General features: G+C 63.1%; 17 protein-coding genes and 1 pseudogene. 6 read left to right on the top strand and 12 right to left on the bottom strand.

Features of this window, described 5'->3' with window-relative positions:
* Positions 1 to 81 precede the first annotated feature (81 nt).
* Positions 82 to 1317: a sulfotransferase family protein gene (locus NN5_RS03010; protein ID WP_157080985.1), complete on the bottom strand. Its 1236-nt coding sequence runs from the start codon at positions 1315 to 1317 to the stop codon at positions 82 to 84.
* Positions 1318 to 1470: 153 nt separating this feature from the next.
* Here NN5_RS03010 and NN5_RS03005 point away from each other — a divergent pair, with 153 nt between their 5' ends.
* Positions 1471 to 2511, top strand: a complete 1041-nt coding sequence (locus NN5_RS03005; RefSeq protein ID WP_217998563.1) for a helix-turn-helix transcriptional regulator — start codon at positions 1471 to 1473, stop codon at positions 2509 to 2511.
* A 286-nt stretch (positions 2512 to 2797) separates the two neighbouring features.
* Here the strand turns inward: NN5_RS03005 and NN5_RS26745 are convergent, their stop codons facing one another.
* The 5 genes from NN5_RS26745 to NN5_RS02985 form a co-directional block, all read right to left on the bottom strand.
* Positions 2798 to 2860 carry a DUF6361 family protein gene (locus tag NN5_RS26745; RefSeq protein WP_245656190.1) on the bottom strand — a complete coding sequence of 21 codons (63 nt, stop codon included), beginning with the start codon at positions 2858 to 2860 and terminating at the stop codon, positions 2798 to 2800.
* Between the two features lie 255 nt (positions 2861 to 3115).
* Entirely contained in the window at positions 3116 to 3346 is a 231-nt protein-coding gene (locus NN5_RS03000) for a hypothetical protein (protein ID WP_067732572.1), read from the bottom strand.
* Positions 3347 to 3629: 283 nt separating this feature from the next.
* Complete coding sequence (locus NN5_RS02995) at positions 3630 to 4802, bottom strand: osmoprotectant NAGGN system M42 family peptidase (RefSeq protein WP_067732571.1); 1173 nt, start codon at positions 4800 to 4802, stop codon at positions 3630 to 3632.
* Entirely contained in the window at positions 4799 to 6523 is a 1725-nt protein-coding gene (ngg, locus tag NN5_RS02990; protein WP_067732570.1) for an N-acetylglutaminylglutamine synthetase, read from the bottom strand. Before ngg ends, NN5_RS02995 begins: the two co-directional genes overlap by 4 nt.
* Positions 6523 to 8304 (bottom strand): N-acetylglutaminylglutamine amidotransferase, encoded by a 1782-nt coding sequence (locus NN5_RS02985; protein WP_067732569.1) that lies wholly within the window; start codon positions 8302 to 8304, stop codon positions 6523 to 6525. Before NN5_RS02985 ends, ngg begins: the two co-directional genes overlap by 1 nt.
* A 91-nt stretch (positions 8305 to 8395) precedes the next feature.
* Here NN5_RS02985 and NN5_RS25590 point away from each other — a divergent pair, with 91 nt between their 5' ends.
* Together NN5_RS25590 and NN5_RS02980 are read left to right on the top strand one after the other, a co-directional pair.
* The gene (locus NN5_RS25590) at positions 8396 to 8623 is read left to right on the top strand and encodes a hypothetical protein (RefSeq protein ID WP_157080977.1); all 228 of its coding nucleotides are present in this window, start codon (positions 8396 to 8398) and stop codon (positions 8621 to 8623) included.
* Between the two features lie 121 nt (positions 8624 to 8744).
* Positions 8745 to 9428 (top strand): trehalase family glycosidase, encoded by a 684-nt coding sequence (locus tag NN5_RS02980; protein ID WP_084384701.1) that lies wholly within the window; start codon positions 8745 to 8747, stop codon positions 9426 to 9428.
* 15 nt (positions 9429 to 9443) lie between these two features.
* On the opposite strand, the pseudogene NN5_RS24925 reads toward NN5_RS02980, so the two are convergent.
* A pseudogene (locus tag NN5_RS24925) lies at positions 9444 to 9758 on the bottom strand (transposase); the annotation flags it as partial.
* Positions 9759 to 10032: 274 nt separating this feature from the next.
* Here NN5_RS24925 and NN5_RS02970 point away from each other — a divergent pair.
* From NN5_RS02970 to NN5_RS02960, 3 genes are read left to right on the top strand one after another with little or no spacing between them, the layout of a single operon-like run.
* Positions 10033 to 11715, top strand: coding sequence for an ATP-binding cassette domain-containing protein (locus NN5_RS02970; RefSeq protein WP_067732567.1), 1683 nt, complete (start codon positions 10033 to 10035; stop codon positions 11713 to 11715).
* The gene (locus tag NN5_RS02965) at positions 11712 to 12782 is read left to right on the top strand and encodes an HlyD family secretion protein (protein ID WP_067732566.1); all 1071 of its coding nucleotides are present in this window, start codon (positions 11712 to 11714) and stop codon (positions 12780 to 12782) included. Before NN5_RS02970 ends, NN5_RS02965 begins: the two co-directional genes overlap by 4 nt.
* The gene (locus NN5_RS02960; protein WP_245656186.1) at positions 12779 to 14251 is read left to right on the top strand and encodes a TolC family protein; all 1473 of its coding nucleotides are present in this window, start codon (positions 12779 to 12781) and stop codon (positions 14249 to 14251) included. Before NN5_RS02965 ends, NN5_RS02960 begins: the two co-directional genes overlap by 4 nt.
* 269 nt (positions 14252 to 14520) lie before the next feature.
* On the opposite strand, the gene NN5_RS02955 is transcribed toward NN5_RS02960, so the two are convergent.
* The 5 genes from NN5_RS02955 to NN5_RS02935 all read right to left on the bottom strand — a co-directional run bounded on the left by NN5_RS02955 (position 14521) and on the right by NN5_RS02935 (position 22682).
* Positions 14521 to 16041: a tryptophan halogenase family protein gene (locus NN5_RS02955; protein WP_067732565.1), complete on the bottom strand. Its 1521-nt coding sequence runs from the start codon at positions 16039 to 16041 to the stop codon at positions 14521 to 14523.
* Complete coding sequence (locus NN5_RS02950) at positions 16038 to 17552, bottom strand: tryptophan halogenase family protein (protein WP_067732564.1); 1515 nt, start codon at positions 17550 to 17552, stop codon at positions 16038 to 16040. Before NN5_RS02950 ends, NN5_RS02955 begins: the two co-directional genes overlap by 4 nt.
* 65 nt (positions 17553 to 17617) lie before the next feature.
* Positions 17618 to 20605 (bottom strand): TonB-dependent receptor, encoded by a 2988-nt coding sequence (locus NN5_RS02945; protein WP_245656184.1) that lies wholly within the window; start codon positions 20603 to 20605, stop codon positions 17618 to 17620.
* Positions 20606 to 20892: 287 nt separating this feature from the next.
* Positions 20893 to 21687 (bottom strand): GDSL-type esterase/lipase family protein, encoded by a 795-nt coding sequence (locus NN5_RS02940; RefSeq protein WP_245656183.1) that lies wholly within the window; start codon positions 21685 to 21687, stop codon positions 20893 to 20895.
* Complete coding sequence (locus NN5_RS02935) at positions 21684 to 22682, bottom strand: alpha/beta hydrolase (RefSeq protein ID WP_067732563.1); 999 nt, start codon at positions 22680 to 22682, stop codon at positions 21684 to 21686. The genes NN5_RS02940 and NN5_RS02935 overlap by 4 nt, the downstream gene beginning before the upstream one ends.
* Between the last annotated feature and the right edge of the window lie 11 nt (positions 22683 to 22693).

The following is a 22693-nucleotide window of genomic DNA, read 5'->3' as shown; positions in this document are numbered from 1 at the left end:
TCATGTGGCGCGGACAAGGCCGCGGATGGATACGCACGGCCCCCTGATGCCGCAGCAAGGATCAGAGGGCCGGGAAATCGGTCACGCCTCGCTCGGCACGTCGAAATAGCTCTGGTAGCGGCTGAAGAGCGCGCGCGTATGGTCCGCCTGATCGACGGTATAATGATGCGCGCCGAACTTGTGCCGGGGCTTGCCGGAAAGATAGGCCTCAACCGCACCACGGGCCTGTTCGGTGAACGGAAGACCCAGCTTTTCGTAAAGCGATTCAAGGGTCTGCACCGGCGCATCGACCAGATCAGCATAGCGCGAATGAATGACGCGATCGGCAGGGACCGCGCCGCCTTCGATCCAGTCGATCACCTGATCAAGGCGCGCAGCCGTTCCTTCCGGGGTCAGAAGCTGTTCATAGGCCTGGGCATCGAAGGGCTTGTCGCTCCGCATCCAGTAGAAGGTTCCGAGCAGATTGATGACGGACCCCTGTGCCCGTACCGGGTCGCGGTGCGTCATCACCACTTCAGCATCGGGAAACACCTTGAACAAGGTGGGGAGGAAGGACTGGTGCTCAGGAGACTTGAGCAGCCAGCGCTCACGCGGGTTCTTCCACTGCAGAAGCTTCAGCAGTCGCTTGTAATCGGCATACATGGGCGTCTGATCGGCACTGAAAAGCCATGTCGCAAAGGTTGGCGCCTGGAATGCGGCGGCCAGATGCGGCGACCGGAAGGTCATGCGCCATGCGACAGCGCATTCATTCGGGATCCAGGCACCCATTTCATGCATGGACCGGAAGGTCGGCGCCACCCGGCCGGGCTGCGTGATGAGATCATGGGCGCGCGGCACGCGCGGATCAGTTCTGTAAGTCGTGGCTTCGGGAGGCGGGCAGGGAAGCAGAAACTCCCAATTCGCCGGCGCCATGAACTGCTTGTCCTGCGCCAACAGTTCGAAAAGGATGGAAGTGCCGGATCGCGGCAGGCCGGTGATGAAGACGGGCTGATCGATAACCTCGTCCTCAATCTCGGGATGTGCTTTGTATTCCGCCTCGATTTTGAGGCGCGTTTCCAGGAAAAGGATCAGCTCCTGCCGGGTCCATAGCCGCCCGAACAGATGCATGTCGGCTTCTTCCTCAGCCGAGCGCACCAGGATTTCGAACGGTTCGCGCCAATAGTCCGGCCCGAAATCGGTAAGGCCCGTGCGCCGCTGTGCCGTGGCGATCATCTCGTCGGCCTGCAATGGCGCGACGGCGTTCGCATCCCAGGCCTGCGTTTCCTTCAGAAATGCGCTGAGCCATTCCGGCCGTTCGGGTGGTTGCCAGTAGTGCATTGGTGCTGGAGCTTCGTTGCTCATTTTTTCACAATCCTCATCCCGCAAAACATCCGTTGAGCAGGCAAGCCGGATACGCCCGCGGACACTGGACTGAACACCGAAAATTTGTTCAAATATACCACGAAAAGTGCTCACCAGACGATCGATGCCATGGATGCCAACGCTACCGTCCCGCCCATTTCCGGAGATGACGTTCTCAACCTGCTTGACAAGGCGGCACGGGTTGGCGGCGATCCGGCCGAGATCCTGATCAAGGCGAACATTCCCCATAGCTGGGCTGATTTTGACGCTGGCCACGTCCAGACCGTATCGCGTGAACAGATGGCGGCCATCTATCGGGAGTGCATCGTCACTATCGGCTGGCACTCCAGCCGCCTGGACAACAAACCCCAGATGCATCCGGATGAATTCCGGCTGCTATGCTATTGCGTGATAACGGCGCCCACCTTTGCCGAGGTGATGGAGCGCCTGATCATGTTCTACCGAACCCGCAGCGACCGGCTGTCCACTCTTGCGCTGGACATCGATAAAGGAGTGGCAACGCTCAGCATTGATACGCTCCGCAGAAGGAAAAGCTTCGGCGCGTTTCTTTCCGATCTTGCGGGGATGTCGATATTCACCCGCTTCTTCGCCTGGCTGATCGGATTGGGCGGTTACGCCTTCCAGGTCGGGTTGGCCTATGATCTTCGCTTTGACGAAGAGCCTGTCTATGATTTCTTCGCGGGCGATCTGGTGCTTGGCCAGCGGGTCAACACAGTCAGCTTCCCCGAAAGTTTTATGAATCTGCCGGTTGTCCGGACGCCTGTGGAACTGGACCTTCTATTGCAGGAGTTTCCTTTTGATTTCATGGCTATCAGACCGATGGAACTCAGTCTTTCCGACCGGCTTCGAGGCCTCTACGCCCAGTCCATGGCGCGGGGCAACGGCCTTCCATCCATCGCCAGGCTGGCCCCCTTGTGCGGCCTTGCCCCCAGTACCCTGCGGCGTAGGCTGAAGCAGGAAAATATCTCCATTCGTGCGCTGAAGGACGCGGCACGGCGCGATGTGGCGCTGGAAATGATATCTCGCGGGGGGCATTCGATCGAAACCGTCGCAGCCAAAACCGGCTTTCGGCACACAGATGGCTTTCGGTCCGCCTTTCGCCGCTGGACCAACCTGTCACCGCGCGATTATCGCAAGACCATGACGTGAGGCCCGGCTTTCATCCAGTGGTAACAAGTGGGACGGGACGGAGCTGTCGTGCAGAAATGCAATCGACGGAATTGACGGGTCTAGCGGGGCAACTTGACGTTGGCGATTACTTCGTCGCACGAGCGCCGACGTCCATCTTTGGGTTCGTTAAACCTTCAGGCGGCCGATCATGGCCTCACGTTCGCCGTCTTCAGCCAACGCCTCGCTCAGATCGAATTCCAGATTGCGAGCTTCGATGATACGCTCTTCCTGGCTTGCCTCCGCAGCGCTGCGCCACGCGGTAGCCTCAAGGGACGAAGAGCATGTAGCGAAGCCTGGTCTGGATCGTGCTGGTCCCCGGAAATAGCAGGTCCGCCGATCCGTCGCGAATTTGCCGAGACTCCGAGACAAGAGAGTGTCAGCGAAGTCGGCCCTATTGGACGGTAAACTTGCTTCTGCATGGCGTCCGGAATCAACATTACGATGCTCCGAAGCCGACAGTCGCGAATGTCCCAATGTCGGTCATTCGCGGTCGCCCACAACTCGGTGAACGGAGGGCCGCTTCCGGGGTGACCGGATGAGGTTCTGCGCGACCGCTTCTCATGTGCTTCGAGCCTTTGGTCGCTCACCCGGCTGCGACGATCGAATGTTCAAGCCGTATATCGTCCAGAAGCATCTCGATCGCGGCACGCTGCGCATCGGTGCCGCTTAGTCTGACATCCCAATTACAATGGGCATGTGTCTCCGCGTCACGCACGATCACCTTGCCAAGGGCTCGCTGCCATGTCTGCGATGTCCCGCCTTTCTCTCGGATAAGGCGTGCAATAAGCATCTGTTCGAGGTCGGAGGCAGTCATGCCACCTACTTAGCTGCTGTGGTTGGCTGGGCAAGCAGACGTTCGCGTGTCAGCTTGTTGAATTAACGGCCAGCTTCGAGGTCAGCAGCAAAGCTGCCGTTCGCTCAGGTTCGTTGCTTTAAGGCCGCGGATTGATCGGTATGCGGGACAGAACCGACAAGTGGGATTCCGAATGACACGCCGGTCTCAGGTGAGCGCCTTTGCCGTGGAATTGCTCACATCTGCGTTGCCCCGAGATAGGGCCGACTTTCCGAAACGAAGGCGGAGCAGCAAACTTGGCAGCTCAGTTCGGATCCGTCTTCGTGTCGCTCACCTTGATGTCGGCTGACAGATTCTGCTTGGCCTTGCGGCTCGGCAGCTTGGTGAAGCCGCGTACATCGCTGATCTGGTCGAGGTCGCGCTCGATCATCACCGGGCTGGTCACGTAGGCCGTGACCAGTTCCGCCACCGAGCGCAGCGCGTGGAGGTGGATGCGCTCGTAGCCGTGACTGGCATCGATGCCGAAGGTGATCAGCGCGGTCCGCACGTCCGCGCCGGCTTCCACGGCACTGGCGGAATCCGAGCGGTAATACCGGAAGACATCCTTCTGGTAGCGGATGTCCTCGTCGCGGCAGAGATGGGCCAGTTTCTTGGTGAGGTGATAATCGAAAGGGCCGGTCTGGTCGGCCATGGCGATCGTGACGCCGAACTCGTCTGAATTCTGACCCGGTGCGGTTGTGCCGTTGTCGATCGCAACCATCGAGGCGACCTGCGGTTGCAGAACCGAACTGGCTCCCACCCCCACTTCCTCGGCGATGGTGAAGAGGAAGTGGATGTCCACCGGCGTCTCGGCTTCCTCGGTCTGCAACGCCCGGATGGCCGCCAGCATGATGGCAACACCGGCCTTGTCGTCGAGATGGCGCGAGACGATGTAACCATTGTCGAGGATCTCGGTCTGGGGATCGATGGCGATGATGTCGCCGATGTCGATGCCGAGCTTGGCGAGCCCGACCTTGCCGCGGGCATAGGCATCGACGCGGACTTCGACATTGTCCCAGCTTACCGGCTGGCTGTCGATTTCCTTGTTGAAGGTATGGCCCGAGGCCTTCAGCGGCAGGATCGAGCCGCGATAGGTGCCTTTCTCGGTGAAGATGGTGCAGCGTGCGCCCTCGGCGAAGCGGGAAGACCAGTGGCCGATCGGCACGATCTCCAGCCGCCCGTTGTCCTTGAGGTTCTTGACCTGCGCCCCCAGCGTATCGAGGTGGCTGACGATGGCCCGGGCGCCGCGCGGATCGGCACCGCGCCGGACCGCCCGGATCGCGCCGCGGCGGGTCAGTTCGGCATCGATGCCCATATCCGCGAGTTCAGTAGTGACCAGCCTTACGACATTGTCGGTATAACCGCTGGGACTGGGGGTCTTCAGCAGTCTGGAAAGGGTGGCGACGAGGTAGTCGGTATCAATGGCAAGGCGGCTCAAGTCTTCTGCTCGCTTGATTTGCGCGCGATGCGCTGGGATCGCGCTTCGGCCGGGAGGGACAGGGGAAAGAGGAGATCGACGAACCGCTGGGCGGTTGGCTGCGGCTCGTGGTTAGCAAGTCCCGGGCGCTCGTTCGCCTCGATGAAAACATAGTCGGAAAAGCTCGGGGAACGGACCATGAAGTCCACGCCGACGACCGGAATGTCGATGGCCTTGGCCACCGCGATCGCGGCCTGGACGAGTTCCGGGTGCACGGCATCGGTCACGTCGTGGATGGTGCCGCCGGTGTGCAGGTTGGCCGTCTTGCGCACCGGCAGTTCCTGGCCTTCGGGCAGGATTGCGTCCATGTCATAACCTGCCGCCCGCACGATCCGCGTCGTTTCGGCATCGACGGGGATGCGCGATTCTCCGCCGGTCGCGGCTATGCGCCGCCGGCTCTGTGCGGCGATCAGTTCGGCGATGGTGCTCGACCCATCGCCCGTCACGGCAGCCGGCTTGCGAATGGCGGCCGCGACGAGGCGGTAATTGATGACCACCAGCCGCAGGTCCTGCCCCTCGAAATACTGCTCCAGCAGCACGGCGCTCGACATGCGTTGCGCCGTGGCGATGGCAGTTTCGATTTCCTCGACGGTTCTGAGATCGACCGAAATTCCGGTGCCCTGTTCGCCGCGCACGGGCTTGACCACCACGGAGCCGTTCCGCGCGAGGAAATCCTCGATCTGCTCGCGCGTGCCGTCCCAACCGACCTGGTCGGGCACTTTGACTCCGGCTTCGGCGACCACGCGGCGCGAGATCTCCTTGTTGTCGCAGATCGACATGGCGACGGCGCTGGTGAATTCGGACAGGCTCTCGCGGCACACCACCATGCGCCCGCCCAGTGACAGGCGAAAGAGGCCGCCTTCGGCGTCGATGATCTCGACATGAATGCCGCGCCGCCGGGCTTCGTCGACAATGATGCGCGCGTAGGGATTGAGCTCGGCGCCCTGTTCTGGCCCGGTGAACAGCTTTTCATTGAAAGTGTTCTTGCGCTTGACCGTGAAGCTCTGGATTCGGTGGAAACCCAGCTTCTCGTACAGCGAAATGGCCGCCTCGTTGTCATGCATGACAGTGAGGTCCATGTATTCGCGCCCGAGATCCCAGAAGCGCTCGGCCAGGGTTCGCGTCAGCGCCTTGCCGATCCCCGCCTGCCGCGCCTGGGGATCCACGGCAAGGCACCACAGCGAACTGCCGCCATCGTCCTTACCAAGGTACAAGGTGTGGTCGACCCCCATGACCGTACCGAGGATGTCGCCGGTCTGCGGGTCTTCCGCGACCAGCCAATGCAGCCCGCGCGTCTCCAGATCGTCGTCGAAGAACTCGGGGCGGATTACCACCATGTTGCGGGACGCGAAGATCCGGTTGATGGCCTCCACATCGCTGCCCGGCTGGATGGTGCGGATCGCCATGCCGGAAGGCAGCGGTTGCGCCTCATAATCCGTTCGCATGAGGCGGAACGTGTGCGAGGGATCGAGGAAGAGCTCCTGCGGCGCGGTCGCCAGCAGAACGTGCGGATTGGTGACGTAGATCGCGATGTCGCGGCAGTTGGCCTGTTCCTCGCGCAGAGCCTCGGCGAAGTCGGATACTTCGGCAAAGCTGTTGCCGAAGATGATGCGGCCCCAGCCGCATTCGGCCACGGCGTTTTCGGTCGCCGCCCGGTGCGGCAGTACGGCATGGTCGTGCATCACGAACCGATCCCCTGCGTCTGCAGCCACATCTCGACAAGCCCGGCCTGCCAGAGCTCGGAGCCCTGCAGCGGCGTGATGTGGCTGGTCGGATCGGCGTAGAGCCTGTCGAGCCATTCCTGGCGGAACAGCCCGCGCTCGCGGGCCGCCTGGCTGGAGAGCGCGTCGCGCACCAGATCGAGGTAAGGGCCGGAGATGTACTTGAGCTGCGGGACCGGGAAGTAGCCCTTCTTGCGGTCGATCACCGCGTGCGGGACGACGAGCCGGGCCGCGTCCTTGAGCACGCCCTTGCCGCCGTCGTGCAGCTTGAATTCGGGCGGGATCGTCGCGGCCAGCTCGGCCAGCTCGTGGTCGAGGAAGGGCACGCGCGCTTCCAGCCCCCAGGCCATCGTCATGTTGTCGACGCGTTTCACCGGATCGTCGACCAGCATGACCTGACTGTCCAGCCGGAGCGCGGCATCGACCGGCGTCTCCGCCCCGGCCGCGAGGAGGTGCGCGGCCACGAGATCGCGGCTGGCATCAGTATCGGCCAGCCACTCGGGGGCAAGCTGGCGGCTGAGCGTGGCATGGTCCCGGTCGAAGAAGGCGGCGGCATAGGCATCGACCACTGAGTCCGCGCCCGCCACCTTGGGATACCAGTGGTAGCCAGCGAAGATCTCGTCCGCGCCCTGGCCGGACTGCACGACCTTGATGTGCTTGGAGACCTCGCGGCTCAGGAGGTAGAAGCCGATGTTGTCATAGCTCACCATGGGCTCCGACATTGCTGCGATCGTGCCCGGCAGGTTCTCCATGAGTTCCGATGACGGTACGAAGATCTTGTGGTGGTCGGTCGCGAAATGCTGCGCGATGAGATCGGAATAGACGAATTCGTCGCCTTTCTCGCCGTTGGCCTCCTCGAAACCGATCGAGAAAGTCATGAGGCCCGTCTGGCCCTGCTCGGCCAGAAGGCCGACGATCACGCTCGAATCGACACCGCCCGACAGCAGCACCCCAACCGGAACATCGGCCACCATGCGGCGCTTGACCGCAAGCTTGAGGGCTTCCAGCACCCGGTCGCGCCAATCCTCGCGCGAGAGGCCGGCGTCATCGGCGCGGCGCTCGTGCGGCGGGTTCCAGTAGAGCTTGTCCGCGAAGCTGCCATCCGGCTGGTAGATGCGCACCGTTGCCGGGGGCAGCTTTCTGACGCCGTTGAGCAAAGTGCGCGGCGGCGGCACGACCGCGTGGAAGGTCATGTAATTGTGCAGCGCGGCCCGGTCGATCGAAGTGTCGAGATCGCCGGCCGCGACGATCGCGGGGAGCGTGGAGGCGAAGCGCAGCCGCTTGCCAACCTGCGAATAATAAAGCGGTTTGATCCCGAAACGGTCGCGCGCCATCGTGACGACGCCGCTATCGCGTTCCACAATGGCGAACGCGAACATGCCGTGCAGCCGCTCGACGCAGGAAGCCCCCCAGGCGTGGAAGGCCTTGAGGATCACTTCCGTGTCGCCGTGCGAGAAGAAGCGATACCCCTTGGCGATCAGTTCCTCGCGCAGCTCGGGGTAATTGTAGATGCAGCCATTGAAGACGATCGACAGACCGAGGTCCGGATCGACCATGGGTTGGGCGGCATGTTCGGAAAGATCGATGATCTTGAGACGCCGGTGGGCAAGTGCGACCCGCCCCTGGGCATAGACGCCGGCCCCGTCCGGGCCGCGCGGTGCAAGCTTTTCCGCCATGCGGGCGACGGCGCTGCTATCGGCGAGCGCTCCATCGAAGCGGATTTCTCCAGCCAGGCCGCACATGTCAGCGCAGCCTTTCTATGGGGAAGCGTAATGAACTCGAAATGACGAAATTGCTGTTTGCCTCGACAGCGATGATAGCCTCCTGTGCCCGTTGACGGGATATGCGGTCAGTGTCGCGAAATGCGTCCTGAAACGTGATGGCAGGCGCGAATTGCCGGCTGGCGCCCTGTCACATGTGTTTGGCGATGGTATCCGCCCGCAGCCGGCGAGACAACCCGCAGAACTCAACTTTCCTCCCCGCAATATTGATTGCTGGCCGGCCGATCGGAATGAAAATTTGATGATGGCGATGGGAAATCACGATGATGTTTCAGTCTGAATGCGGTTCTCGTTCTGACATTTTATGTGACCTTCCGATGCTTTCGCGACCTGCTCCGCGAGAGTGAAATTGGGGCTCGTGGATACGGCTGGCAGTGCGATGACATTTTCGACATTTTTCATTGTTCTATTGCCATCCCCAGCACCGTCGTTTTATCTCTCACGAGCACTCATCAGGCCCTGATGAACCCTCTTCGGGAGGGGCGAACAGTCGGACGTCGCTGCGGCATCCACGAGCGGCACGCTGCGAGCGCGCGAAAGACGATGTCTGTGCGCGTGATTTCACGGCGCGCGCGGCTCAGCGCCACGCTGCAGTTGACCGCTACCTGTGGAGCGCATCAGAGGGCCGCTACGCGGACTGGCTTGTCGCCGAACAGGCGCCTGCAGAAACGCTGTCTGCTGCCACACTCTATCCGCTGTTCGTAGGCATGGCCTCGGACAAACAGGCGCAGGCCGTGGCAAAGACGACAAGAGTGCAGCTGCTTGCGCCGGGCGGCCTGCGCACCACCGGAAATCGCACGGGTCAGCAGTGGGATGCCCCCAACGGCTGGGCGCCGCTGCAGTGGATCGCCATTGCCGGGCTCGGTCGCTATGACCGGGGCGATCTCGCACGAACGATCGCCTCGCGCTGGATCGGCACGGTCGCGCGCACTTATAGCGAGACCGGCCGGATGCTGGAAAAGTACGACGTCGAAGAACAGCTGCCCGGCGGTGGCGGTGAGTACGCCCTGCAGGACGGGTTTGGCTGGACTAACGGTGTCGCCAGTGCGATCCTGGGCCGATTTCCCGACCTTGAGCCTAACTAATGAACGGATGGCTGCTATTGGAAGACAGATCTGCCTTCTGCTCAGCGTGCTGAAGTCCGGCACTGGCCAATCGAGCCCGGCCATCTCCAGCAGGCTCGCGACCATGCCGGTGGTTTGGCGCAACGGCAGCTTGAACAGCGCCTTCAGCGTCAGGCAGGTCTGGATCGCGGCATCCGAGAAGATGGGATGGCGCCCGCGCTTGCCGGTGGGTGGCGCCAGCCACTGCATTCCGGGATCAAACCAGATCTGAAGTGAACCCCGTTTCGCCAACGCCGCGTTGTAGGATTTCCAGTTTGTCGTCCGATAGCGTGCTGGGGCCAGCCCGCTCATCGCCGTCCCTTAACAGGCTGGATTAAAAGCCAAAATTCCCCGCCAGCCATGCAACAAAGCCCTCGTTCACATCCGAAAGAGGCGGCGCCACATACCGTCCTGCTCCCGTTCTCGAGCCCTCCCCGCACGCCAGCCGCAGGGGCGGGTTGCCATGCAGCAATATATTGCAATGCAGCATTTCTAGGTCAGCAACGTTCCCTCGCCAGATAGCCTTTTCGGATAACGGGATGCCCTCTTTCCCGAGAGGAGTAACGGTTCGTGACAGGGGGCGAATTTGGCAAATGAGCGTATCGGCCTGCGGCAGGCTGCCACATGGCTGGCGGAAATCGTGGGTCCCGACAGAAGCTATGTGAACGTCGGCATTGTCTATACCGTCGCGATCAGCCTGCTGTCGCTGGCAACGCCGATCTCCGTGCAACTTCTCATCAACTCGGTCGCCCGAACTGCGCTGTTCGCGCCCCTGTGGATCCTCTCGGGCGTCCTGCTGGTCCTGCTCCTGGTGGTCGCGGGTCTCAGCGCGCTGCGGATCTATCTCCTCGCCATCTTCGAGCGGCGCATCTTCGCGCGCGTCGTGGCCGAGATCACGGTGCGCGCAGTCCATGCCCAGAACCCCTTCTTCGCCGACGAGAGCCGCGGCAGTCTGTTCAACCGCTACTTCGACATGGCCATCGTCCAGAAGTCGGTCCCCAGCCTCGTCATCGGCGCCTTCACGATCATCCTGCAGGGCGCGGTCGGGCTGGTGGTGACCAGCTTCTACCATCCCTTCTTCCTGGCCTTCAATCTGGTGCTGGTGCTGGTCTGCCTTGCGATCTGGCTGATCTGGCGTCACGGCGCGCTGACCGGCGCGGTCGGTCTCAGCCACGCCAAGCACGATGCCGCGCACTGGCTGGAAAGCGTCGGCGCGTCGAACGGCTTCTACAAGTCCGCCCGCCATCTCGACTTCGCGATGGACCGCTCCGAGGCCGTCACGGCGGACTACATCCAGGCCCACCGCCGCTACTTCCGCTACAGCTTCGCTCAGACGCTCGGCTACTTTCTCGTCTACGCCTTCGCGGCCTCGGCCCTGCTCGCGCTGGGTGGCAGCCTGATCCTCGCAGGGCAGCTCTCGATCGGCCAGCTGGTCGCCGCGGAACTGATCCTGTCGAGCGTGTTCTACGGCATCTACCAGCTCGGCTGGTATCTCGACACGTTCTACGATCTCGTCGCGAGCAGCGAGGAGCTCTCGTTGGTCTTCGCTATCCCGCAGGAACGGCCCGGCCGGCGTGGCGAGGCCCCGCTCGACGGATCGGTGCGCTTTCGCGATGTCGATTGCGAAGGAGCGCACCTCGATTTCGCCATCGCCAGCGGCGAACAGGCCGTCATCCTCGCCGAGCCCGGTGTCGAGAGCACGCTGGCGCTGCTGCTCAAGCGCCACGTCACGCCCCGAGGCGGCATCGTCTCGATCGGCGGCAGCGAACTGGGCAGTCTCGACATGTACCTGCTGCGGTCGGCGGTCATGGTGCTCAATCGCCCGACCATCGTCGATGTCACCTTGCGCGAATACCTGACGCTGGCCGAAGGAGGCGCCGGAGACGGGGCGGCGATCATGCGGGCGCTCGAACGGGTCGGCCTGCTCGCCCGGCTCGCCAGCCTGCCCGACGGGCTCGACACCCAGCTGGCAAGCTCGGGTTCGCCGCTCTCGATCGTCGAGATGATGCAGCTCAAGCTCGCCAACGCCCTGCTCAGCAGCCCGCGGGTGCTGGTCCTGTCGCAGCTCTTCGACATGATGCCGCTCGGCGTCCTCAATGCCACGCTTTTCGAACTGCGCCAGAACGGCACCACTGTCCTGCTCAGCAGCGGCCGCCCCGAAGCGCTCGACCTCGATGCCTGGTACTGGCTCGGCGCGCGCGAGCAGCACCGGTTCACCGACAAGGACGCATTCCTGCGCTTTGCCGCCGAACGGGAGGCGCGGCCATGACGCTCGACTGCGCCCAGATGGACCATTTCCCGTCGCTGTCACGGCTTCGCCCGCCGCGCGTGGTGACGACGGTCGCCTGGCTCGTCCTCATGGGCTTCGTCCTGGCCGTCGCGATCCTTTTCGTGCCCTGGCTGCAGACCGCGCAGGGCGGCGGACAAGTGACGACGCTCAACGCGCAGGACCGGGCGCGCGAGGTCTCCTCGCTCGTGGGCGGGCGGGTCGACGAATTCTACGTCAAGGACGGCGACTACGTGCGCGCGGGCGATCCGATCGTGCGCGTGGTCGATGTCGATCCCGATTTCCTTGATCGCCTCGCCGGCGAAAAGGCCCAGGTCGAAGCGCAGATCGCCGCGGTCCAGCAGGCGCGTGCCACCGCCGCGATCGACGTAGGGCGCACCGGCCAGCTCTATGCCGAGGGCCTCGCCGCCCGGCGCGACTACGAACAGACGCAGATCAAGGTCGCCGAAGCCGATACCAAGCTCGCCGAAGCGCGCGCCAAGCTGAAGCAGATCGAGATCAAGCTCGCGCAAAGCTCGGCGCAGGTGGTCAAGGCTCCGCGCGATGGCCGCGTGCAGAACCTCAATGCGGCCTCGGGCGGCGCCCTCATTTCCTCGGGAACGGTGCTGGCCACGATCGCGCCAGAACGCATTACTCGTGCGGTCGAACTCTATATCGACGGGCGCGACATTCCGTTGGTCGAGCCGGGCCGCCCGGTGCGGCTTGAATTCGAAGGCTTCCCGGCATTCCAGTTCAGCGGATGGCCGGGCTTTGCGGTCGGCATTTACGATGGCCGGGTGCGGTCGGTAGACCCCACCCCGCGCAGTGACGGGCTGTTCCGCGTCCTCGTCGAACAGGCTCCGAACAAGACCGCCTGGCCGGAACGCCGCTTCGTGCGCCAAGGCAGCAAGGTGCTCGGCTGGATACAAGGAGACACCGTCACCGTCTGGTACGAGTTGTGGCGTCAGCTCAACGATTTCCCGCTTAATTTCGGCGTCGCCGATCCGGCCGGAGAGAAAGAGGCGACGGCCGCGAAGGAGGTGAAAAGCTCGATCGAGAAAAAGAAATGATCATGCGCCGCCTGCTGGCCATCCCTGCGCTGCTGCTCGGCGTCTCGACCGCCCTTGCCGGCCATGCTGCCGCCCAGCCCATCCCGGCGGCCGCCGCGGCGCTCACCCCGGTCGACGAGCAGTCGGCCTCGCCGCTCACGCTCGACGAAGTCCTGCGCTCCTCTGCGCGCTCTGCGCCTGAAATCGTTGCCGCGCTGGCGCGGGTACGACAGGCCGAGGGACGCGCGCTGAGCGCACAGGGCGCCTTCGACACGGTCTTCTCGGTCGATGCCCGCAGCCGCCTCGCCGGCTACTACGACGGCTCCGAAATCACCGGCAAGGCGGAGCGCCCCTTCACCGGCAACGGCGGCTACCTCTACGGCCAGTACCGCAATTCGCGCGGCGATTTCCCGCTCTACGAGGACAAGGCCTACACCGACCGGCTGGGCGAAGTGAAGATCGGCGCGCTCTACACCCTGCTGCGTGACCGCATGATCGACGCGCGGCGCTCGAATGCACGGCTTGCCGGAACCGATATCGACATCGCCCGGTTCGAGACGCGGGCGACCACTATCGGCGTGCAGGCCCGCGCGGCCGAGGCCTACCAGAAATGGGTGGAAAGTGGCCTCAAGCTTCAGGCCTATCAGGCGCTTTACGACATCGCGGCCGAGCGCGGCAAAGGCATCCGCCGGCAGGTGCAACTGGGCGCCAAGTCGGCAATCCTGCTGACCGAGAACGAAGCCAACATGGTCAAGCGCGAGGCGCTGGTCGTCCAGGCGCGGCAGGACTTCCGCGCGGCGGCCAACAAGCTCTCGCTCTACTACCGCGATGCCGAGGGCCTGCCGGTCATGGTCGATGCATCGCGCCTGCCGTCCTTGGCAAGCGCCTTCGACGGCATGGCCATCGATCCCTTCTTTGAGATCGAGGACCGGCCCGATTTCGGCATCCTGCTTGAGGAGATCGAGAAGGCATCGGTCAAGCTGGCGCTGGCCGAGAACGACATGCGCCCCAGGCTGGACCTCAAGGGCGAAGTCGCCAAGGACGTCGGGCCCGAAGGCTTGGGCGGCTACAGCCGTTCGGCGCTGGAAGTGATTGTCGGCGTGACGCTCAAGGTGCCGCTGCAGAACCGCAAGGCCGAAGGCAAGCTGGCCGAAAACCGGGCCAAGCTTGAGGAACTGTCGGTCAAGCAGCGCTATCTGGCCGAGAAGATCCGCGCCGAAGTGGCCGGTATCGGCATCGAGGTCGATACCGCGCGCGAACTGGCCGAGACCAGCCGCCGGCAAGTCACGCTTGCCGAACGCCTCGCCCAGGCCGAACGCCGCCGCTTCGACCTGGGATCGAGCGACTTCTTCCTGGTCAACAGCCGCGAGGAGGCCGCCACCGACGCGGCGGTCAAGCTGATCGAGGCCCGCGCACGCATCGCCGCCGCCCGCGCCCAGCTCGCCGCCGCGACCGCCGATGAAAGCGCTCTGAAGCTGGACGCGCGCTAGGCGGCGGGTATGGTGTGGAGCGTGCGAGAGGCGTGGTGAACGGACATTCAATCTACGCGATATGCAGCATAGGGCCGTGCCAACTTTCCACCTTCGACCCGCGCATAGCGCGCGAAGGTTTATTTTAGGGCTCACAGCGGTCGATGCCAGTGGCTCCGACCGATGTGGGGACGGCATTCTTGCGCGAGACCAGGACTTAGGTCCTGTTGGCAAAGTTCGGTAGCCGGGGCGGCGGGTACAGGCCAACCGCTGCTTCGCCGCCTATGGTGTCAGCCATTGTTCGCGCTTCGGCCGATCAAACCGCTCAGAGCGGCGGAATGGGCAGGCATGGCGCCAGCTGTCCGGGCAATGACGTCCCGCATTCCGGCCAGCACCTTCATTCGGTCCGGGGGCGATACGGCATCGGCGAGGGTGTCGCGTCCGGTGGGGACAAGGCCTTGCCCGAGCATGACCGCCAGCCAGCTGTCGCGCCCGAAAACGTCTCCTTCACGCTCCAGGACCCGGCCGGTTGCACGGAATAAATCGATCCGGGCTGTGAGCGAGTCTGGCAGCGGCATCTTGCTGCAATGGCGCCAGAATGGCGTGTCTTCCCGCTTGCTGGCAGCATAGTGGAAGATCAGCAGGTCACGGACTGCTTCCCATTCGCGAGCTGACAGCCGATTGTACTCATAACGGGAGCCCGGATCAAAATCCTTGCCGGGAAACCACGAAAGCAGGCGGATTATCCCCGTCTGGATGAGGTGAAGGCTGGTTGATTCCAGGGGCTCCAAAAAGCCGGCGGCAAGGCCGATGGCCACCACATTGTCCACCCACGGCTGGCTTCGGCGCCCTGTCTGGAAGCGCAAGGTTCGCGGTTCATCAAGGCTTGGGGCACCGAGATCGCACAGCAATTCTTCGCGCGCAGGATCGTCATCGAGAAAGGCACTGCACCAGACAAGGCCATTACCGGTCCTGTGCTGCAGGGGAATACGCCATTGCCAGCCTGCGCTGCGTGCGATCGAGCGCGTGTAGGGGGAGGGTGTACCAAGCGAAGCGCTCGGCACGGCCAGGGCCCGGTCGCATGGCAGCCAGCGGCTCCAGTCTTCGAACGGTGTGTTCAGCGCTTTGCCGATCAGCAGGGCGCGGAACCCCGTGCAATCGAGGAAGAGGTCGCCGGCAAGCCGCCGCCCGTCCGCGAGCACGAGTTCACTGACGTGACCATTTTGCGGATTGCGCATGATGCCTTCAATGCGCCCTTCATGCCGCCGGACGCCTTGTGCCTGTGCGCGCTGGCGCAGGAAAGCGGCATAGAGTCCCGCGTCGAAATGATAGGCATGCGAGAAGGTGGACCATACCGTGGCGCGGCCCGCCTGCATGGGAGGCAGGGCGAAGCGGCCTTGCCTGGCAGCCTCGGTGGCAAGCGAATAGGCAGCGAGCGGCGTCCGGTCGCCCGAAGCCTTTGCAGCAAGCCATTGCTGGTGGAACGGGACAGGGCCGAAATCGTCTCCGTGCCTGCCGAAGGGATGGAAATAGTGGTTTTCGTTTCCTCCCCAGCCCGTGAATTCAATGCCGAGCTTGAACGTGCCTTGCGTGGCGCGCAGGAACTCCGCTTCGTCGATCCCCAGCATCTGGTTGAATATGCGGATCGGCGGAATCGTGGCCTCACCCACGCCGACAGTGCCGATTTCCGCAGATTCGACAAGATCGATTGCAATCCCCGTTCCGCGCAAAGTGTGGGAAAGTGCAGCCGCTGCCATCCATCCGGCACTGCCGCCGCCGGCAATGACGACGCGGTCAATGCGCCTGGTCATGCTGCCTGTGGGGCCGCGCAAGTGCGCGATATGAAGTAGTCGTGCATCGGCATGCGTTCAGCGGCTTGTGCAAGAAACTGGCGGCGCTGCTCCATGACCGGTCGAAGCTGCTCTTCGGGGATCATTCGGATGCGCGGGTTATGGCTATGCGGCAGCACGCCCTGGCCGACGAGGATCGACACCCAGCTTGGTTCCTGATGCGATTCCAGGTCATACAGCGGAATGCTTCCGCAAGCATCCCATACGGCCAGCTTGTGGGCCAGCGTATCCGGCAGATCCATTGTGGCAACTTCACGCCAGAGCGGCTCGTTCCGGCGTGAACGGCAATAGTGAGCGATGATGAAATCGCGGATGCGCTCGTATTCAAGCGCAGTCTGGCGATTGTATTCCGCTGCAAGGGCCGGGTCTGGATGAGCTTTCGGAAGGAAGTCGAGAATCCGCAGCACACCTGTCTGGATGAGCTGGATCGCCGTCGATTCCAAAGGTTCGAGAAATCCGGCGGCAAGGCCGATGCCGATGACGTTGCCTTCCCAGAACCGCTCGCGGCAGCCCGGCGTGAAGTGGAGCAAGCGGGGTTCGGCAAGTGGCTCGCCGTCGATCCCCGTCAGAAGCTGGGCCACCGCTTCGTCGTCCGAAATGAAGCGGCTGGCGTAGACGTGGCCGTTGCCGGTGCGGGTCTGCAGGGGAATGCGCCATTGCCAGCCAGCAGAACGAGCGGTTGATCGGGTAAAAGGCGTCAGTCTTCCCGAACGGCTGGAAGGAACGGCCGCTGCACGGTCGCAGGGCAGCCATGCGCTCCAGTCGCGAAACGGAACGTTCATGGCCTGCCCCAGCAGCAGCGATGCAAAGCCGGTGCAGTCGATGAAGACGTCGCCTTCGATGCTGCGGCCGCCATCGAGAAGCAGATGCGAGACAAGGCCCGTTTCCCTGTCGCGCACGGCCTCGTGGATACGGCCTTCAACGCGGGTTACATCGCTGGCTTCGGCAATGCGGCGAAGGTACGCGGCATAGAGGGCGGCGTCGAAATGATAGGCGTGGCGGAATTGCGCCGCTTCCCCCTTCATCGCCTGTGGCGGGGCAAAACGGTCGCGCCGGGCCGCCGCCCAGGGCATCGACCATTCGCCGAGCGGGGCAATCGGCCCTTTCTCCTGCAATCTCAGCCAATACTGATGAGGAGGCAGGCCGGCGATGTTGTCCCCGAAATCGCCAAAGCCGTGGAAGTGGTGGTTGCCCTTTTCGCCCCAGTCCACGAACTCGATGCCGAGCTTGAACGTACCATTGGTGGCGGCGACGAAATCGGGTTCGTGAATGCCAAGCAGGGCGTTGAGCTGGCCGATCAAGGGGACTGTTGCCTCGCCGACGCCGATAATGCCGATGTCTTCGGACTCGACGAGCGTGATGCTGGCGGCAGTGCCTGGAAGAATACGGGCAAGCACCGCAGCGGTAATCCAGCCCGCACTGCCACCACCTGCAATAACAAAGCGTGTGATCTGACCGTCTGGCCCGCCCATCTGGCCTCTCCCGATTATCTGATCGGTCCCCGCTCCGAACGGAGCGGGGACCTTGGGAGGAGCTATCAGAACAGGGTGCGGACGACCATGGCCACGCGCCGGTCGGTTTCGGTCCAGCTGTAGCGCGGCTTCAGATCAGGGTCGCCGACGCGCAGGTACGTGCGCGAGGTGAGCAGGTTGGTGCCTTGCAGACCGATCTTGAAATGATCGCCCACCGAAACCAGCACCGAGGCATCCAGCTGTCCGTAGGCATCGGCCCAGACCGGATAGTTGATGTTGGCGGCAGAGGTGGTCAGCAGGTAGCTGGAGCGCCAGTTGTAGGCGACGCGGGCGGAAATGCCGTACTTCTCGTAGATGCCGGCGACGTTGTAGGACCACTTTGAGAGGCCTTCGAGCGGCAGCTCCAATCCGGCGTTGGTCGTCTGATTGGTGTCGAACACGTTGACTGCGGTATTCTTGCCGCCGGAGGATTCCACATAAGTCACGTTGCCGCTGAAGCCAAACCCGCTCAGCGCGCCGGGCAGGAAATCGAAGAACTGGGTATAGGCCAGTTCCGCGCCCTTGATGGTGCCGTGGGAACCATTGGTCTGGCGGGTTACGTCGAACGTGACCGTCTGGCCGTTGCTGGTGTAGTCCTGTTCGACAAGGCCCGCGAAGATGTAGTCCTTGATGTCCTTGTAGAACAGGCCGAGGGTCAGGCTGTTCGAGCGCCCGTAGTAGTACTCAAAGCTGAGGTCGAAGTTCGTCGCGCGCGTCGGCTTCAGGTCGGGATTGCCCGCCGTTCCGGTGAAGGCCGTGGTGCGGCCTCCCACGCCGGTGCCGCTCGGCGTGCCGTCCGGATTGAACGAGAACGAAAGCGACGTGTACGGATTGAGCTGGGTGAAGCTCGGCCGCGCGATCGACTTCGAGACAGCGAAACGGACCTGGAGATCGTCGTTGACGAAATAGCGCAGGTTCAGACTCGGCAGGACATCGGTGTAGCTGTTCTTGCCGTAGGTGACCTGACTGCCAAGGTCTCCCGCGACAAAGGCCACTGCCGTATTGTAATCCGTGCAGTCCGTTGTCGCCGGGTCGCAATTTACACTGACGGTACCGACGCTTGTCGCCGAGCCGACCGCCTTGGCTTCCGTGTGCACCACACGAACGCCAATGTTGCCGTCGAAACGCCCGATCGGACTTTCGTCGAGGCCGAAACGGGCCAGGGCGTATCCGGCCCAGGTCTTCTGAGTCTGGTCGTTGATGCCGCCGCCGCTGGTCGTTTGCGAGAAATCGCTGCTGAGCGGGGTCCAGCCCCAGCCGTTGGTCTCCGTCGCCTGCAGGTAATCGTAGGCATGGGCCGTGCCCTGCGAGACCAGCGAACCGGACGGGAACCACAGGCCGGATGTCGGATTGGCCGTCTTGCCCCGGAAGAAATCCGGATAAGTCATGAATTGGGTCTGGTTCGGAAGATCGGACGGGCCGCCCGGGGCCGCCTGATCGAGATAGACTTCATTGCCAGGCAGCCAGTACTGGGCCGAAAGCACGCTCCAGTTGTATCCGGTCTGTCGGGTGATGGCGTGGCTATCGGTCCAGCGCCCGCCGACCTTGATCGACTTCAGGAAGCTGTCGTCGAAACGGTATTCGGCATCGCCGCGCCAGGCCCATTGATCGGCCTCGTTGTCTTCGAGGTGATCCATTGCCGCCGCCCACCAGTTCAGGCTCTTGTCCGCAAAACTCTGGGAGGAGTCGGTCGGGTAGATGTTGAGCCGGGGGGGGCTGCCCGAATAGTCGAAATCGAATGTCGCCGGAACGCTGACACCGGTGAAGGCTGTCATGCTGTAAACCGTGGCGGCCGATTTCACATATTGCACATCGGTCGAGATCGTCCAGTGATCGCCGGGGGTCCATTCGGCCTTGAACGAATAGTCCTGCGTCTTCTTGTGCTGGCTGCCCGCGCGCGTGTCCATGTTAAGCTGGCGGTTCTCGGCGACACCCGAGATCAATTCACCGGCCGAGCCATAGACGTAGCTGGGATTGTAGGTTTCCGGCTGCGACCAGTCGCCCATTGCGTATTCAAGATCGTGGGGGGTCGCCTTGGAAATCAGGGCTTCGCCGGTAAGCGTCAGTGTGTCGGAGGGGCGCCACTGGATGGAACCGTCGAAAGCCGTGCGCTTCTGCGACCAATCTATGCGGCGGTAGCCCATCGAATTGGGGATGTAGACGGTATCGCCCGCGGCAAGCGATCCGCCGGAAGCGGCTGCGTCATCCGCACTGACGGTCGTGGGCACGTAGCGGCCCGTGGAGATCGAGTCCGTGCGGTTGCCGATGTTGCTGATCGAGTAGGACACCAGGACGCCGATTTCGCCGAGCGGAGTGTTCCAGTGATCGCTGACGAGTGCGTTGCCGGAAATGAAGCTCTTCTTGCGAAGGTCCGCATAGTTGATGTCGCCTGAGAAGGCGGCAACGAAACCGGGGGCGTCGAAGGGCTTGCGGGTGCGCAGATTGATGGTGCCGCCGATCCCGCCTTCGACCATGTCTGCCGAGGGGTTCTTGTAAACGTCGACACCGGACAGGAGATCGGACGAAATGTCCTCGAAGGAAAGCGCACGGCCGTTCGCGGCCGAAAACGCGTCACGCCCGTTCAGTTCCGAACGAACGAAGGACAGGCCGCGAATGAAGACGCCGCCGCCCTCGCCGGACAGGCGCGCCGGGTCACGGTTGTCGCTGGTGCGCTGGAGCGTCACGCCCGGCACGCGCTGGAGGGCCTCGGAAACGGAGCGGTCAGGAAGCGCGCCAATGTCCTGGGCGGTGATCGAATCCATTACCTGCTCGGCATCGCGCTTGCGGGCGCGGGCGCCCTGCAGGGAGGCGCGGATGCCGGTGACAATGATCGCATGCTCTGTTTCGAGCTGTTCGTCGCTGGGTTGCGACGCCGAGTCCGCCGCATCCTGCTGCGCCCAGGCTGCGGCGGGCAGAACGCAAGCCGCGAGCGCAGTTGCGGAAACGCCGGCGCGCAGGATTTCACGGCTCCTGAAGCCTGGAAAACCGCTGCAAAGCTGATGGAATACGGCCACTGTTCAGTCCCCTCCTGTCCCAAGTGATATTGCGCGGCAACAAATAGATAGCGCTATCACTTTATTTTGTGCTGAGGTGTTATTCTGATTCGATTGCGATCAGTTCACCTGTGAGTGCGCTCCTAACATTGCTGTAAGACTGGCGCAACATCAAAATTATACCGCTAACATTACTTCGTCAAATGACGCCGGGTGGAGGCCGCATTACCGCAGAATCCCGGTCTCCAAGCCCTTGGTTGTGCGGCAAAGCGGGCAGCTCTTTGCATGAGTTTCGAGAACCCTGCCGGTCAATGATCCTGCGGCTTCAGGGCCTGCTCTATTGCCGCTTCCGCGATCGGCGCCATGCGGGCATAGCCCGCGGGAAGCGGATGAACGCCGTCCTGTGTGAGATCGGCAAGCATCAGGCCGTCGCTTCCGGCAAGAGCAGGTGCGTAGTTGGCGAAGGCATAGCCGCGTGCCCGGGCCAAGGCTTCCAGCTTGGCGTTGATTTCGCGCAGCTCGGCGGGTTTGCGCTCTTTGACGACATAGTCCGCCTTGGGCGTGTTGGTGACCGGGAGGATCGAGCAAAGCACGACCCTGATGCCATGGCGGTCCGCGATATCGGCCATGGCCTCAATGTTCGAAACGATGCCGCCGGTGCTTTCGATCTGAAGGAATCCAGAAACGTCGTTGACCCCGCCGAGAATGACCACGGCGCTCGGCTTCAGGGCCACCACATCCTGTTCGAAGCGCACCAGCATCTGCGCCGTGACCTGGCTGCCGATCCCCCGGTTGATATAGGGTTTTCCGGGAAAGTACCGTGCAAGGTTCCACAAGTCGGTGATCGAATCGCCCATGAAAACAACCCGCTTTTCCCTTTTGGCCGGTGGGGGGAGGGCGGCGTTGGCCGGCGCATAGAGATAGCGTTCGCCGAAATCCTGCATCATCGAGGGGACAAGCTTGTCCCGGAACGGCCCGGCCCAGGGCCCCCAATCGCGCTTGTCTGCGACCGTGCGCCGTTCGGGGCTCGACTGGTAGTGCGCGGGGGCGCCAGCCGCCATCAGCAGGGCGGCTGCGGGAAGGAGCAGGGCAAGCTGCCTCACGCCGTGAATATCCCGTGCCGCTGGCCATACGCGTAGAACAGGTCTGGCCAGACATGCGCGGGAACATCCTTTGGCAAGCGCGCGCCGAAACCGTGTCCGCCCTTGTCGAACCCATGGAATTCCGCCGGACGCTGCTGCGCCAGCATGGCATTGTACATGGCAAGGCTGTTGGCGATCGGGACGAGGCCATCGTCGCTCGACGCGGTAAGGAACACGGGCGGGGTATCTTTTGTCACGCGCGTTTCCACTGAACCGGCCTTGCGCAAGGCTTTGCTTGCGCCTTCCCCCAGCAGGTTGTCCCGCGATCCGCCATGCGTGAATGGTTCGCAGAGACTTACGACTGGGTAGATCATGCCTGCCAGATCCGGTCTTGCGGAAAGCGAGTCTGCGGCATCCACAGGGGCATAGACCTGTTCATCGAAGCGCGTCGCCATGCTGCCTGAAAGGTGGCCGCCCGCGGAAAAGCCCAGAACGGCTATTCGCTTGGGGTCAATGTCGAATTCACCAGCGCGCGAGCGCACGATGCGCATGGCGCGCTGCGCGTCCTGCAGGGGGACCGTGGCGCGGCTGGCCCATCCTTCGCCGGGGAGCCGGTAGGAAAGGATGAAGCACGTGATGCCGCGCGCGGTGAGCCAGCGGGCCTGTTCCTCGCCTTCGTTATCCCAGGCCAGAAAGCCGTACCCGCCACCGGGCAGCAGGATGACAGCGGAACCGTCCCGGTACGCGGGGCGGCGAACTTCGATCGACGGCACGGCGACGCCGGTCATCCAGCGGTCGTCGAACGCGGCATCCTTGCTCTGCTGGCTGACTCTCGGCACCGGCAGAACCCTGGGGGCGCCGGGGGGCTTGCCGGGCCACAACGGGACGGAGGGGCCGGAATAGCCGATGGCGGTGGGGCCTGCCGCCACATTGCGCGGGGCAAGTGCAGCGGCAAACCCTGCGGCGGCAATCCCGCCGAGAAGCGCGCGGCGCGATGCAGAGCGGGGCTCGGTCATCCAGCGGTCTC

This window comes from Novosphingobium naphthalenivorans NBRC 102051 (assembly GCF_001590985.1).
Lineage (GTDB): Bacteria > Pseudomonadota > Alphaproteobacteria > Sphingomonadales > Sphingomonadaceae > Novosphingobium > Novosphingobium naphthalenivorans.
This window is presented reverse-complemented; position numbering and strand designations above follow the sequence as displayed.